Raw genomic sequence first — 13893 nt, 5'->3', positions numbered from 1 at the left:
GACGCACGACCGGGTTCTCTTAGCAGCCCTGCTGAAAGAGGAATCCGGAAACGGCCGAATGCATCAGCCGGTATTGATCCCATTGGGGGTGGCGCTCAATGAAAGAAACCATCGCGTCGAAGAGATCGGCCGGCAATTGGTTTTCCACACTGATGTGTGGTGCCATTGCATCAGGAACCTCAGCCAACCACCACCTCAGAACAAGCACCGACCCATCAGCGCACGGAGACCAGCCAAACGTCAAAAGAAAGGAATTGCGATCACAGCCCGATTGGACGCGAATGGACCTTGACGCGCGCGGGGCAGAGGCAGTCAAGACGAGGTCTAGAGCTCCTCCTCCCACAGCCCCATCCGCGTCAGCCAGGCCTCCGATTGCTCAAAATTCCAGCCGTGATCGGCCTCCAGTACATCGGCGATGGCGACCATCAGGTCAAAGGCATGGCCGTCGTAGCCGCCGCAGCGCAGTGCCTTGAGCTGCAGGCTCTGACCCAATTGCAGTAGGTCCAGCTCAGCGAGCCAGTCACCCTGCTCGAAGGCCTCGAGGGTGTGCTGACAAGGCGCCGAGGCCTGGGGGAGATGGGGGGTGACCAGGGGCAGTAGAGCCCTGGCACCAAGAACGAGACGCTTGAAAAAGTCCATGCGGGACGAGGAAACAACCCAGAAGGGTTCCGTCCGCAATCCACTGTCCAAACCTCAACTCTTGTGCACCAGCGACCGCGAGGCAATGGGTGCTTACTCGGATTGCAGATGCCCGCAGGGTCAGTGAATCTGGAGAGACCAACACAAGGAGGCGCCACCGATGGCTGACACCCCACCCGAGCAGCACAAGAAGCACGCTGACTGCAGGCCCCTGCTCCAACAGTCTTCACCCAACCGTGGGCGGGTCGTTCAGCCGGGCATGTCGAGGAAGGGCATCAAAAGCCGCCTCACTCTGTACGCCTGACTGATCGACACTCCGTTTGCGCCGCCACAGGTGCCCCAGGAGATCAAAGCAACCCACACCTGGAACGTTCGGCCCCAGGTGCCAACGCCAGCAGCTTCGACCGATCATTGCCATTGGAATGGTGATTCACCCTTGACCCTCGGGCATTGCTCGGGGGTTTCTGGTGGCATGGTGCTTGTTCAATGTGGATGCCTGTGGTGAACATCGCTCACATGCGGGTGTGCATGGGCGGTTTGGGAATGCTCGTGTTCATGGGCATGCCAGAAGGGGTGATCGGTGTCCATCCCCTCGAGCTCCTGCGGGCTGTGCTCGTGCTCGTGGTGGAGATCGCCTGCTGCTAGGTCATGGCAGTGGCGATGGTCGTGGCGCAGCGCATGATGCTGATGCCAGTGGCTGTGTTCTTCCCTCAGCAATAGAACGACGCCTGACCCCATCAATCCGGCGGCAACACTCAGGTTCAGCGTGAAGGAATCACGCAGCACCACAAGCGCAAACAAGGCGCCCACAAAAGGCGCTGTGGAAAAGATCACGGCTTCCCGCGCTGCACCCAGATCCCGCAACGCCAGGAGATCCAGCCAGATCGAAAGGCCGTAGCCCAGTGCACCGACAAGCAGCAAGGCCGCGCAGACGGTGGCAGGTGGAAAGGGATGCCCCAGGACCCAGGCAAGAACGAGCATGGGCAGCGATGCACCCAGTGCCTTGACGGTGGCAATCTGAATCGGATCGCGCAGACTCAGGCGTTGGCTGAGGTTGTTGTCGATCCCCCAGGCCAGGGTCGCCAGAGCGATCAGGGCAGCTCCGGTGGCATTGACACCGCCGAGTGATCCATCCGAAAGAACGATGGCCCCAGCGATGGTGAGCGCTGCTGCCGCAGCGCCGCGTTTGCCGAGATGTTCACGCCCCACCAGAACAGCGATGGCCAGGGTGAAGACGGTCTCAAGGTTGAGCAACAGTGAACTCGATGCGGCTGGTAACCGCGCCAGGCCGTGAACCAGGGCAACGGGCCCGACGATCCCGCCCAGAAGGATCAACCCAGCCAAGGCAGGCGCATCACGCCGTTGGAGGGGGCTTTCATCCTGGGTTCGGCCTTTCATCAGCCGAACAATCGCCAGAGCCAGAGTCGCCCCTGCGTAGAGCAACCCGGCAATGCTCAGGGACGAACCGCTGGCCGTGAACGTACTGATCAGTGGGGCGCTGCATCCGAACAGCACGGCCGCAGCGAAGCCAGAGAGTTGACCGCATCTCAAGGATGCCATCGGTTTGATCGGGTTGCTGAACTTCACTCAGTTCTGGCTGCTGTCCTTGGAAGCATCCAGTGCGTTGCGCAACATCTGCGTGTTGCCTCTCAGGAGCACATCACCTTGACGAACACCCTGAAGGATTTCCGCTTGCCCCGCCGTTTGCTGGGCCACCACCACAGCAACCTGTTCCACAGCCCCCCGTTGATAGCGAAAGACCACCGGTGATCCATTGATCAGGGCAATGGAATCCTGCGGAACAATGAACCGTTGCTCGGAGGATGGGATCTGCACAAAGGCCGTGATAGCTGTTCCGATCGGTGGGAGTTGAGCATCAATAGGTTGCGCGCGGAGCAGCATCACGCGCCCGGCGGTTTGCGCATCAGGTGCCACAGCGATCACCCGTGCCTGCAGCGTCTGAGCTCCCGCTCGAACGCGCAGCAGCTGTCCGGTCCTGATGTTCGTGGCGAGTCCCGGTGACACGAGGAAGCGAAGCTCACCCCCTGTGACATCACTGATCTGGGCCACGTCTTCCCCCACAGACAGGACGGCACCGGGTGAGGTGCTCACAGCAGTGACCTGACCGGCAATTGGACTGCGAATCAACAGACGCCCTGAATCATCAGGCTTCCCTAGCGCTGAAGCCTTGGCAGCGGCTGCCCTGGCTGTCGTCGCGGCTGTAACGCTGGCGATGCGGCGGCTTTCCAGCTCCTGGGTCGAGAGTGCACCTTGCCGTGCCATGGGTTCGGCAAGGCGGTACAGGTATGCGAGCGAGTGCGCCGTGGCCTGCGCTGCATCGGCATCGGCGCGTACAGCAGCCGCATCAGCGCTTTGGACTTCAGCGATCGGTTCGCCAGCACGAACACGGGTGCCCGGTGACACCATCAGACGTAAAACACGTCCCGCCACAGGCATCCCCACGCTTGAGCGCGACGATGTTGCTGCTTCAACAAAACCAGTGATCGGACGTTCCGTGCCCGAGCTCAGTTCGGGGCGAACAGTGGTCAATCCCAATCGCCGAAGCTGGTCTTCGCTGAGAGCCACGCTGCCATTGGCATCCGCACGGTCCATCGCCGCAACCGATGGCGCAGAGACCGGCCGGCTGCTCTGGCGACCCACACCGATTCCAACCAGCAGAGATGCGGAGATCGCCAGAGGAAGAAGCACGCCGGGTTGGCGCAGGTGATGCGTGAGGTGGTTAAGGCTCAGGTTCATGACGGGAGAGAGGCAAGAGACGACGCCGAACCGTCGCGGGCGGGCAGCAGCCAATGGCCAAAGCGTGCATAGAGCGCCGGGAGCACCAGCAGGGTCAGGGCCGTGGAGGTGATCAATCCACCGAGCACCACCACAGCCAACGGTTGCAGGATTTCATTCCCGGCCCCGAAAGCGAGTGCAAGAGGCAAGGCTCCGAGTGCCGAGGAGAGGGCTGTCATCAGGATGGCGTTGAGGCGCTCCAGGCTTCCCTCACGGATCACCTCGCCCAGGGGTTGCCCTGCGCCGTGGCGGCGGTTGTAGTTGTCCACCAGCAACAACCCATTGCGCACGGCGATGCCAAACAGCGTGATGAAGCCGATCAACGAGGCGATCGATAGCACTCCTCCCGTGAGCAACACCGCCACCACACCTCCGATCAGGGCCAGGGGCAGGTTGAGCATGATCGCCACTGTGGCGGGCACTGATTTCACCGAAATCACCATCAGCACACCGATCACCACTGCGGCAACAGCGCTGTAGAAGACCAGAGACGCGGTTGCCCGCTCTTCTGATTCAAATTGACCGCCATAGCGAATGGTGTAGCCCTGAGGTAAACGCACATCCCGGGTGATGGTGCGCTGAATATCTTTCACCACACTGCCAAGGGGCCGACCGTTGACATTGGCCGAGACCACAATCAAGCGGGAAACATCTTCTCGGTTGACGATGTTGGCCCCCAGACCTTCCTCAACCCAGGCAACACTGCCGAGAGGAACGGTCATGCCATTGCTGAAGGCCACCGGCAACGAGCGGATGGCCTCCAGGTTCTGGCGAGCATTCTCCTGAAGCTGCACGAGCACATCGCTGCGCACACCCCCTTCCACCACGTGGCCCACCACCTTGCCGTTGAGCGCGATCTCCACTGCTTGCGACAGCTCCTCCACCGTGAGCCCGAGCGCCGCCGCGAGCGGGCGGTCGTAGTGGATCTGCACCTGGGGAATCGGCAGCTGCGGTTCCAACTGCAGATCCACCACTCCATCAATGGGTTTGATGGCCTTCTCCACCGCCTCACCGATGCGGCGCAGTTCGCCTAAATCGGTGCCGTAGATCTTGATTGCAATGGCACTGCGCACCCCCGAGAGCACCTCATCCATGCGATGCGAGATGAAGCCGCCGATGTTGGGCGCCACACCGGGCAGCTTCTGAAACGCCTGCCGCAGCTCGGCGATGGCAGCGGGCCGATTGGCCATGGCTTGATCGCTCAGTTCCACATCCACATGAGCCAGGTTCACGCCGGCCCCATCGGCATCACCGGGAGCGCGGCCCGTGCGCACCTGCACCCACTCAAACAAAGGGTTGTCTTGCAGGGAACGGGTCAGTGCAAGCCCCGCTCGGTTGGTCATCTCCAACGACACACCTGGATACAACACCATCGAATTCACCAATGACTTTTCGCGGAATTCCGGAAGAAAGACCCGCCCCAAGGCCGGCAAGATCAGGGTGGTTGCCACGATCAGGGCCAGTGCGATCGCCAGCACCCGCTGGGGTGAGCGCAGGACTAGATCCAGGATCGGGCGGTAGAGCCGCTCGGCCTGGTTAGCCAGCCAGGTGTTCTCCTCTGGCAGCTCCGCAGGCGCAAGCAGGATCGCGCACAACGCGGGTGACAGGGTCACCGCCACCAATGTGGAGGCCGCGATGGAGAGAAGATAAGCCAGGCCCATCGGCGCAAAGATGCGCCCTTCTACGCCGGTGAGCGAAAAGATCGGCGCAAACACCACCACGATGATCACGGTGGAGAACAGCACGGGCTGGCGCACCTCTACCGAGGTGTCGAACACCACCTGCAGGGGCGATTTGGGCGTGTCGCTGGCCCGGTTGCGGCGCAGCCCCCGATAGCAGTTCTCCATGTCGACGATCGAGTCGTCGACCACCGAACCGATCGCCACCACCAGCCCACCCAGGGTCATGGTGTTGATGCCCAGGCCCAGGCTCTTCATCAACATCAGGCCAATCAGCAGTGACAGCGGAATGGCGCTGAGGCTGATCACGGCGGCGCGCCAGTTCATGAGAAACAGCACGATCACCACCGAAACGATCACCACCCCCTGGAGCAGCGACTCGCTCACATTGCGGATGGCACTATCGATGAAATTGCTCTGACGAAATGTGGTCTGGACCTGTACATCGTTAGGCAGCGTGCGGTTCAACTCAGTCAGCCGCTGCTCCACCGCCCGAGTCACGGTGGGTGTATCCACATCGGGCTGCTTGATCACCATCAGCACAACGGCGGGATTTCCGTTGAAACTGGCATCACCGCGTTTGAGCGCCACACCGCGCTTCACCTGGCCCAAGGTGGAGAGCAGTACCGGGCGTCCCTGCTCGCTCTGCACCGCCGCATCGGCGAGATCACTCACCTGCGTAACCTGAGCCAGGGGGCGAATCAACCGCTCCTGGCCACCCCCGATCAGGAAGCCCCCAGGGCTGGTAGCCATCGCCGAGCCAACACCCTCCATCACCGCCTGGAGCGAGACAGCCTGAGCCTGCAGCTCCTGGGGATCAAGCAGCACCTGAAACTGCTGCTCATCGCCGCCGTAGATCGTGACCTGGGCGACGCCGGGCACCGCCAGGATTGACTGGCGGTAAGAGCGTAGGATCAGCTGCTGCAGATCCATGAGCGATGTGGCGCCATCGCCGGTCACCGTGAAGGCAACCTGCAGGATCGTGCCCAGTGGCGAGACCAGTGGGGAGACCTCGGGAGCGTCGGCGTTGGCGGGCAGCTGGGCGCTCACCTGCTGCAGCCGCTCCGCCACCGATTGGCGGGCGCGGTAGATGTCGGCGTTCTGGTTGAACACCACCTGCACCATCGAGAGGCCGGGTTTGGAGGAGGAGCGAACCGTCTCCACGCCGGCAATACCGTTCACGGCCGATTCAATTGGCAGCGTGATCCGCGTTTCCACTTCCTCTGGTGAGAGCCCAGCGGCACTGGTTTGAACGTCCACCTGCGGCGGGGCAAAAGGCGGAAATACATCCAATGGCATCTGGCTCACGGCCAGCAGCCCCCAGAGGCTGATGGCGATCGCTGCGGCAACGATCAGCCAGCGGCGTGCGATCGAAAACCGCAGCGTTGCGTTGAGCAACCGCTCAAGCATCCGTCTTCCTGCGGCGGGTCAGCCAGATGGCACCAGAGGCGAGCACCACAGCAGCGCCAGCTGCTAGGGCCGGGACGGGCAGAGCGGACTCGCTCGCCATTGTGCGCTCCTGTTGCGGAGCGGGTTTGTTGTCTGCTGCCGGCTCAGCCTGTTGTGTCTTTTTCGATTCCGCGTAGAGCGAGAGGGCGCCGGAGATCACGACCTCGTCGGTGGGATCAAGGCCCTCGCTGATCACAACCCGGTCGCCCTGCCTGCCCCCCGTCACCACGAGCACGGGGTCGTAGGTGGTCTGGGTCTGCACGAACAGCAGTGGCTTGCCGTTGGCGTCGACCAGGGCGGTGGAGGGAACCGACAGCCCATCCGGCCCGTCTTCCGGCGTCGCCGTGGCCACCCCCAGCAAGGCATCGGTGTCGGCGTTGCGGCGCACCTGCCGCGCCTCGCCCTGCTGTTGAAATTCATCGCCATGGCCCACATGCGCCAGGGCCAGGGGCGTGGCGATGGGCGCTGCGAGTAAGGCTGTGGCAGCAAGGCTGGCGCTGGCCGCCAGCTGCAGGATTCGGGGAAGCAAAGGCCTGGGGAAGCACTGGATAGGCGGAAGTTGGCACAACCGGGATGAAAAACAGATGAAATCCACTGCCCTCACTAAGATCTGTGCCCTGTTGATCCGCCACGCCGATGCCCATGCGGATCCTGTTGGTGGAGGACGAGATGGATCTAGCGCGATCCATCCAGGCAGTCCTGGAGGGCCAGGGCCATGTGGTGGATCACTGCGTCAGCGGTCAGGACGGCTGGGTGCTTCTGGGGAGTGATCAGGCCCACTACGACCTGGGAATTCTTGATTGGATGCTCCCGGAGCTCAGCGGCCTCGATCTGTGCAGGCGAACGCGATCGCGGGGCCTGGCGCTACCGCTCTTGCTGCTCACGGCCCGTAACGAAACAGCCGACCGGGTTGAGGGCCTGGATGCCGGCGCGGACGACTATCTGAGCAAGCCCTTCGCGATGGAGGAGCTGCTCGCACGGGTACGGGCGTTGCAGCGGCGACAGCCCAGCTATCGGGCGCCGCTCCTGGAAGCCGGTTGCTTCCGGCTGGATCTCGCCGCGGGGCAGTTGCTCGTGGCAACAGCCGCAGCTGAGGTTTGCATTGAGCTCTCCACGAAAGAGCAGCAACTGATGAGCTATTTCCTGGAACACCCCGGTGAGGTGATTTCCGGCTCACGCTTGCGCAACCAACTGTGGAATCTGCAGCAGGATCCCATCAGCAATGTTGTTGCCGCCCAGGTGCGATTGCTGCGGCGCAAGCTTGCTTCTCATGGGCTTGCTTCTCCGATTGAAACCATACCGAGTAAGGGGTATCGGCTGAACCCGCATGCTGCGGTGTTGCTGTGATGACCATCCAAACGCCAGCGCATCGCCTGTTATTTCAAGCTCGATTGAGACTGGCGGGACTCTCCTTGCTGGTGATGGGTGCACTCCTTTACGGCGCGGGGTTCGCGATGGGACGGCTGTTGCTGCAGAGCCAGGACAGCGCCATCCGGCGTGAACTGCAAGCTCTTGCCGGCACCCTGCACGACAGTCTCAAGCCTGTCCTGCTGCCGCAGGCGGCCCGGCCCACGCCCGCACTTGTTTCGGTTCTACCGGGCCTCTGTATTGCAGGAGAGCCTTGCAAGGCACCGGATTCATTGGTTGAACGCCATGCCATCAGTGCCACCGATTCCGACCGCTACAAGCTGCGTGTTCTCGATCCCAACGGTGCTCTGCTGGCCAGCTCCCCCGGGGCTCCGATCCTGCTCCCGCCAGCGGCTGATCAAGGTTGGCAGCTCACGCAAGAACCCGCTGGCCGGCGCTGGCTCACCTACTCCATTCATCTGCATCACTCCAACAGCAACAGAGAACCCGTCTGGGGATTCCTTCAGATTTCACACAGCCTGAACGATCTGGACCGGGAAGCACAACAGCTGGTGTGGTTGGGACATGCTGTCTTCCTCGTTGCGCTGCTGGCCATGGGCGCTGCCAGCTGGTGGCTGGCTGGATTGGCGATGGCACCATTACTGGAGGCCTATCAGCGACAGGAGCAGTTCAGCGCCGATGTGGCCCACGAATTACGCACCCCGCTGGCCAACTTGATGGCAGTGGTGGAGACAGGACGCTGGGATCGGGTGCTGGCCCAGGGCCGGCGCCTGCAGAACCTGATCGGCGACCTGTTGTTGCTCGCCAGCCTTGAACGACCCTGCGAGCGGGAGCCGGCAACGGTGTGTGATCTCGCCGAGATCACGGCCGATGTGATGGAGGATTTTTCAGAGACAGCTGCGGCTGCTCAGGTGAGCCTGATTCACACGTCATGGATGTCCAGTGCCAAGGTGCTTGGGGCGGAGACAGAACTCAGCCGGCTTGTGATCAATCTGCTGAGCAACGCGATGCAGCACAGCCCAGCAGGTGGCGCGATCGACGTCTCCCTGAAGCACCAGGGTCGCCATTTCCAGCTTTCAATCACCGACAACGGACCTGGCATCGCTGAGGAGATGCAGGGCCGAATCTTTGATCGCTTCACGCGACTGGATCCGTCTCGCTCACGCCTCCAGGGTGGCAGTGGGCTGGGGCTGGCCATCGCGCAAGCCATCGCCGTCCGCCATCGCGCAGCAATCCAGGTGCACTCCAGGACTGGATGCGGCAGCTGCTTCTCCCTGGAGATTCCGGCGGCTGAGCCACCCCATTGACTCTCCACCGACTGGAGTGTTTACGGTGGAAGCAGTCGCCGTCCTCCTGTGCCTCTGTTGATGCCTCCAGTCGCCGCCATACCTGTGCCTGCGGTGGTTTCCGCCTATCGCTCCCCAAGCTGTGGCTGCTGCAAAGGCTGGCTGGACCACCTCAGGCAAGCCGGCTTCACAGTGAAGGACTACGTGACGAGCAACCTTGCGAGCATCAAGCAGCGCTACGGCGTTCCACCTCAGCTGCAGTCCTGTCACACCGCCCGGATTGGGGGTTACACGGTTGAGGGTCATATTCCAGTGTCGGCGATTCAGCGGCTGCTGAAGGAACGCCCACAGGTGGCCGGAATTGCCGTACCCGGTATGCCGCTCGGTTCGCCCGGCATGGAATCACCGTTCAAGACAGAGAGCTACACGGTGTTCACCTTCACCGAATCCGGCCGGACCCAAGCCTTCCAGACGGTGGAGGGTGATGGCTAAGCCGGAACTCAGCGCTGTGCGTCTCTACAGGATGGAGACGCCCGAGCATGCCTGTCCGTGGGGGCAGCGCGCGCTTCAGCTCCTGCGCGCCCAGGGGATTCCGTTTGAGGATCATCCTCTGCGCAGCCAGGCGGAGGTGGAAGCCTTCAAGCATGCCCACGGTGTGACCACCACGCCGCAGGTGTTTGCCGGCGCGGAGCGCATTGGGGGCTACACCGAGCTGGCGAAACGGCTTGGTGTCACCGCGGAAACAGCAGAGGTGTCCTACGCACCAGTGATCGCTGTGTTCCTGAGCGCTCTGTTGATCAACCTGGCATTAGGGGGCGAAATCCGGGGCTACATGGGCCTGGCGATCTGCCTGTTGGCGATGCTCAAGCTGATGGATATTGCGGCATTCGCTGCAAGCTTCCGCAAATATGACCTGCTCACGCAGCGTTGGCAGGCCTGGGGAAAACTGTATCCCGCTGTTGAGCTATTGGTGGGACTTGGGATGCTGCAATCGGCCGAGAGTATGGGCCTTGAAGCTGTGATTGGCGTGACAGCAGTGCTTCTCGGTGTGATGGGCATGGTCTCCGTCGGCAAAGCCGTGTTCGTCGATCACCTGGCACTGAACTGTGCCTGCGTGGGCGGCAACTCCCGCACACCGCTGGGGGTGGTGAGCTTCGCTGAGAATCTGATCATGGGGCTGATGGGTTTGGCGATGTTGATTCAGCCAGTGATGGCTCTTGCTTCTGGGGGTGCGTTGTGATCAGCCGGCGCTCCTTTCTCGCCCTGGCAGCCGGTGGCACTGCAGCAGCCTCAGTCGCGGCTCTGCGCCATGGCTGCCATGGCTGGGCCGCAGATCCACGGAGGAGCATCAACGCGGCGGCGACGTCGCCAGTGCGCTCTCAAGCTGGCCTGCTGGAGCTGGATCTGGTAGCGCAGGAAACGTCCATCAGCATCCCTGGCACATCAGGACGGGCACTCACCTACAACGGCTTACTCCCTGGCCCCCAGCTTGAACTGCAGCCTGGTGATGCGGTGCGGATCCAGCTGCACAACCGCCTGACTCAGCCAACGAATCTGCACTACCACGGCCTGCACATTCCACCCAGCGGAGCAGCCGACAATGTGTTCCTGAGGGTTGCTCCTGGCCAGCGACAGAGCTGCAGCTTCTCCTTGCCGGACAATCACCCGGCGGGCCTCTTCTACTACCACCCCCATCACCATGGAACGGTGGCTGACCAGGTGTTTGGTGGCCTGGGTGGTGCGCTGCTGGTGAGAGGCGATCTCGATCGCATCCCTGAAGTGCAGGCGGCCCAGGAAGAAGTGCTTGTGCTCAAGGATCTTCCAGCCGCCAACCAGCGCTCCGGTTCTGGTGTGATGCTTGGCCGAGAAGGCTCGATTCTGAGCGTGAACGGCCAGGTGAAGCCCGAGCTGCAGGTTGCAGCCGGCGGCTTGCTGCGCCTACGCCTTCTCAACGCCTCCAATGCCCGCTTCTGGCGACTGGCGCTGGAGGGTCACACCATGCATCTGATTGCCACTGATGGTGGTGCACTGGAGCAACCACTGCCGTTGCAGGAGTTGCTGCTGGTGCCCGGCGAGCGTGCCGATGTGTTGGTGCAGGTGGCTCCCGAAGGTGGTCGGTTTCGCTTGAACAACCTCCCCTACAGGCGCCTGGGGCGCCCAATGATGGGCGGCATGGGTATGGGCATGGGTATGGGCATGGGTATGGGTATGGGCATGGGGAGAGCGGTGTCTGGCCAGGAACAAGCTGATGTCATCGCAACGGTGAGCACCAATGGCGTTGTAGCGCCGCAGCCTCTGCCGCAGCAGCTCTTAGCGGTGGAGGAGCTCCCCAGCCCGCTGCGTACGCGCCGATTTGTGATGAATCACGGCATGGCACCAGGCATGGGCATGGCCTTTTTGATCAACGGCCAGAGCTACAACCATGGGCGCATTGACACGCGCGTGCAATTGGGAGACACAGAGGACTGGGAGCTGCTGAACACAGGCGTGATGGATCACCCCTTCCATCTGCATGTGAATCCGATGCAGGTGATCAGCCGCAATGGCAGGCCTGAGCCCTACCGGGCCTGGCGGGATGTGGTGCTGGTGCGCCCTGGCGAAACCGTGCGCGTGCGCACCCGCTTCAGCGACTTTGCTGGCAAGAGCGTGTATCACTGCCACATCCTCGATCACGAGGAGCTCGGCATGATGGGCAACATCTTGATCGAAGCCTGAGCACTGCGCTGATCGCGCAACGCATCAACGGCCGCCGCAGCGCTCCCAGGTGTTCAGCATCGTGTTGAGTTCGGCTTCCAGGCTCTGTAGTTCGTGGACGCGCTGCTGAATCTCGGTGAGCTTGCCGCGGATCGTGGCCTGGAGATCGTTGCAGGTGCAATTCCCGGATCGCCGTGCACCCAGCACAGTGCCAACCGTCGCCAGCGGTAGATCCATGGCCCGCAGACGGCGGATCAAGGCCAGCTCGGCAAACACCGAGTCGTCGAACAGGCGGTAGCGCCCATCAGAGCGCGCCACCGGCTGGAGCAGGCCCTGGTCGCAGTAGAAGCGGATCGTTTTCACCGAAACGCCACTGCGCTCCGCCACCGCACCGATCTTGAGCAACGCATCCGAAGCCGTCACGGGGATTGACTCTCCTGTAAGGGGAGACCAGACACTATCTGGACTCGTGCTGTCCGACTTGCGTCGCCTTCTTCCTCTGGTTGCCTTTGCCTCCCTCTGGCTACCGGCCGTGTCCGTGGCACAGCCGGCGATGGATCACTCAGGTCACGATCACAACCACGACCACCATCAACGGCAACCGAGCCAACAGCCGCACCATGGGCATGACCATTCGGTGGGCCCTGCAGGCAGCACCTACGACCTGCGCTGGATCGACGCCATGGTGCAGCACCACATCGGTGCGCTGCGCATGAGTGAATTCGTATTCAACATTGGTTCACCGGGCGTGGGAGCCCTGGCCAACGGCATCTGGAATGAGCAGAGCAATGAGATCAAGGCGATGGGGCAGTGGCGCAAAGCCTGGTATCCCCAGGCTCCGGTGTATCCAGTGATGCTGCCTCCCGGTGGCAATCCCAACAGCCTGGAAGCCCTGCGGCGGATGAGCGCCGCACAGATCACGGCGATGCAGATGAGCGGATCGGCCCCCAGCCCTGAAACCCGGGTGAACTGGTTTCTTGAGGGCATGATTCAGCACCACGGCGGTGCACTGGAGATGGCGCACGACGCCCTGGATAAATCCACCAACCCCACAATCCTGCGGCTGGCGCGCCAGATCATCGTGACCCAGCGCCGCGAAATCATCGAGCTGCGCCGCATGCTTCGGCGTGACGGTCTCAACAAACCGGCTTACTACAAGTACGACGCTCTGTTTTCACTGTGATCAGCCCAGTCCCCCAGCGCTGCACCATTGTCACAGTGCTGCTCAGCGCCACACTGCTACTTCCTCAAGCCAGCTGGGCCCACTCCAAGGGGCTCTACTCGACCCGATCCGAGACCGAGCAACGGGCCAAGCAGCTCGGCTGTGATGGGGTGCACGACAACAACGGCCGCTGGATGCCCTGCAGCAACGAAGCGATGCTGCACAAGGAACTGCGCGAGGAGTGACGCCCATGCCCCGCTCTCTGCAACACCGGGCTCGGCGGTTGCATCGACTGCTCGTTCCACTGGCAGCGGCACCGCTGTTGCTCACGGCCGCCAGCGGCTCGCTTTACAGCCTCCTGCTGGAGCAGGGCGTGGATGCCTTCTGGCTACTCAAGATTCACACCGGACGCTTCGGACCGTTGAATCTGCAGCCGTACTACTCGATTCTGCTCGGCATCTTCACTCTGGTGGTGATCCTCTCCGGGCTGAGTCTCTGGTTCTCAAGGCCGAGGCGAGCCTGAACCACCGAGATTGCCAACCCAACGGCAGCTCTACAACATCAACCGTTCTGTTCTCCCGGCTCGGGATTCACCAGTGCGAGGCGACAGCCCGGGAAGAGCTCCTGGCCGTTTCCCAGTGCTTCCTCGCGGCTGTCGGCCTCGATCCGCACGGTGGTGGTGCCATCGGCGGAGTCGATCAGCAGTTCGTAGAGCAGTCCCATGGCAGCCGTATCCACTGGGGGCGTTATAGAAACTCTGCTGCTTCTTGTCGCCCTGAGGAGGGGCATCTACAGCAAAAAGCCCCGAGCCATAGCCCAG

16 protein-coding genes are annotated in these 13893 nt (G+C 62.2%); 8 read left to right on the top strand and 8 right to left on the bottom strand.

Features of this window, described 5'->3' with window-relative positions; genetic code table 11:
• Window positions 1-19: 19 nt before the first annotated feature.
• The 6 genes from QZ186_RS00260 to QZ186_RS00235 all read right to left on the bottom strand — a co-directional run bounded on the left by QZ186_RS00260 (window position 20) and on the right by QZ186_RS00235 (window position 7092).
• Window positions 20-187 (bottom strand): DUF2811 domain-containing protein, encoded by a 168-nt coding sequence (locus tag QZ186_RS00260; protein WP_363159692.1) that lies wholly within the window; start codon window positions 185-187, stop codon window positions 20-22.
• A 137-nt stretch (window positions 188-324) separates the two neighbouring features.
• Window positions 325-639: a hypothetical protein gene (locus QZ186_RS00255; RefSeq protein ID WP_247478422.1), complete on the bottom strand. Its 315-nt coding sequence runs from the start codon at window positions 637-639 to the stop codon at window positions 325-327.
• Between the two features lie 483 nt (window positions 640-1122).
• Window positions 1123-2199, bottom strand: coding sequence for a DMT family transporter (locus QZ186_RS00250; RefSeq protein WP_247478417.1), 1077 nt, complete (start codon window positions 2197-2199; stop codon window positions 1123-1125).
• A 27-nt stretch (window positions 2200-2226) separates the two neighbouring features.
• Entirely contained in the window at window positions 2227-3450 is a 1224-nt protein-coding gene (locus QZ186_RS00245) for an efflux RND transporter periplasmic adaptor subunit (protein WP_296415020.1), read from the bottom strand.
• Window positions 3393-6524, bottom strand: a complete 3132-nt coding sequence (locus QZ186_RS00240) for an efflux RND transporter permease subunit (protein ID WP_296415018.1) — start codon at window positions 6522-6524, stop codon at window positions 3393-3395. The genes QZ186_RS00245 and QZ186_RS00240 overlap by 58 nt, the downstream gene beginning before the upstream one ends.
• Window positions 6517-7092, bottom strand: a complete 576-nt coding sequence (locus QZ186_RS00235; protein WP_247478415.1) for a hypothetical protein — start codon at window positions 7090-7092, stop codon at window positions 6517-6519. Before QZ186_RS00235 ends, QZ186_RS00240 begins: the two co-directional genes overlap by 8 nt.
• 107 nt (window positions 7093-7199) lie before the next feature.
• Between QZ186_RS00235 and rppA the strand changes: the two genes are divergently transcribed.
• From rppA to QZ186_RS00210, 5 genes are all read left to right on the top strand, one after another.
• Complete coding sequence (gene rppA / locus QZ186_RS00230) at window positions 7200-7910, top strand: two-component system response regulator RppA (protein WP_363159579.1); 711 nt, start codon at window positions 7200-7202, stop codon at window positions 7908-7910.
• Between the two features lie 74 nt (window positions 7911-7984).
• Window positions 7985-9238: an ATP-binding protein gene (locus QZ186_RS00225; RefSeq protein ID WP_247478413.1), complete on the top strand. Its 1254-nt coding sequence runs from the start codon at window positions 7985-7987 to the stop codon at window positions 9236-9238.
• A 183-nt stretch (window positions 9239-9421) separates the two neighbouring features.
• Window positions 9422-9709: a DUF411 domain-containing protein gene (locus QZ186_RS00220; protein ID WP_296415015.1), complete on the top strand. Its 288-nt coding sequence runs from the start codon at window positions 9422-9424 to the stop codon at window positions 9707-9709.
• Window positions 9702-10457, top strand: coding sequence for a MauE/DoxX family redox-associated membrane protein (locus QZ186_RS00215; RefSeq protein WP_115070382.1), 756 nt, complete (start codon window positions 9702-9704; stop codon window positions 10455-10457). Before QZ186_RS00220 ends, QZ186_RS00215 begins: the two co-directional genes overlap by 8 nt.
• A 131-nt stretch (window positions 10458-10588) precedes the next feature.
• Window positions 10589-11932 carry a multicopper oxidase family protein gene (locus QZ186_RS00210; protein WP_367268107.1) on the top strand — a complete coding sequence of 448 codons (1344 nt, stop codon included), beginning with the start codon at window positions 10589-10591 and terminating at the stop codon, window positions 11930-11932.
• 24 nt (window positions 11933-11956) lie between these two features.
• On the opposite strand, the gene QZ186_RS00205 is transcribed toward QZ186_RS00210, so the two are convergent.
• Window positions 11957-12334 (bottom strand): MerR family transcriptional regulator, encoded by a 378-nt coding sequence (locus QZ186_RS00205; RefSeq protein ID WP_226424081.1) that lies wholly within the window; start codon window positions 12332-12334, stop codon window positions 11957-11959.
• A gap of 130 nt (window positions 12335-12464) precedes the next feature.
• Between QZ186_RS00205 and QZ186_RS00200 the strand changes: the two genes are divergently transcribed.
• The 3 genes from QZ186_RS00200 to QZ186_RS00190 are packed head-to-tail and all read left to right on the top strand — an operon-like array spanning window position 12465 to window position 13596.
• Window positions 12465-13094 (top strand): DUF305 domain-containing protein, encoded by a 630-nt coding sequence (locus QZ186_RS00200; protein ID WP_296415001.1) that lies wholly within the window; start codon window positions 12465-12467, stop codon window positions 13092-13094.
• Window positions 13091-13318: a DUF3721 domain-containing protein gene (locus QZ186_RS00195; protein WP_296415000.1), complete on the top strand. Its 228-nt coding sequence runs from the start codon at window positions 13091-13093 to the stop codon at window positions 13316-13318. The genes QZ186_RS00200 and QZ186_RS00195 overlap by 4 nt, the downstream gene beginning before the upstream one ends.
• Before the next feature lie 5 nt (window positions 13319-13323).
• Window positions 13324-13596 (top strand): hypothetical protein, encoded by a 273-nt coding sequence (locus QZ186_RS00190; RefSeq protein ID WP_247478408.1) that lies wholly within the window; start codon window positions 13324-13326, stop codon window positions 13594-13596.
• A gap of 38 nt (window positions 13597-13634) precedes the next feature.
• On the opposite strand, the gene QZ186_RS00185 is transcribed toward QZ186_RS00190, so the two are convergent.
• A complete protein-coding gene (locus tag QZ186_RS00185) occupies window positions 13635-13796 on the bottom strand; it encodes a hypothetical protein (protein WP_161971436.1) in 162 nt (53 codons plus the stop codon).
• Window positions 13797-13893: the final 97 nt, after the last annotated feature.

It is taken from the genome of Vulcanococcus sp. DEBay_Sum29NL08_54 (assembly GCF_017859255.1).
In the GTDB taxonomy this organism is placed as follows: Bacteria; Cyanobacteriota; Cyanobacteriia; order PCC-6307; family Cyanobiaceae; genus Vulcanococcus.
This window is presented reverse-complemented; position numbering and strand designations above follow the sequence as displayed.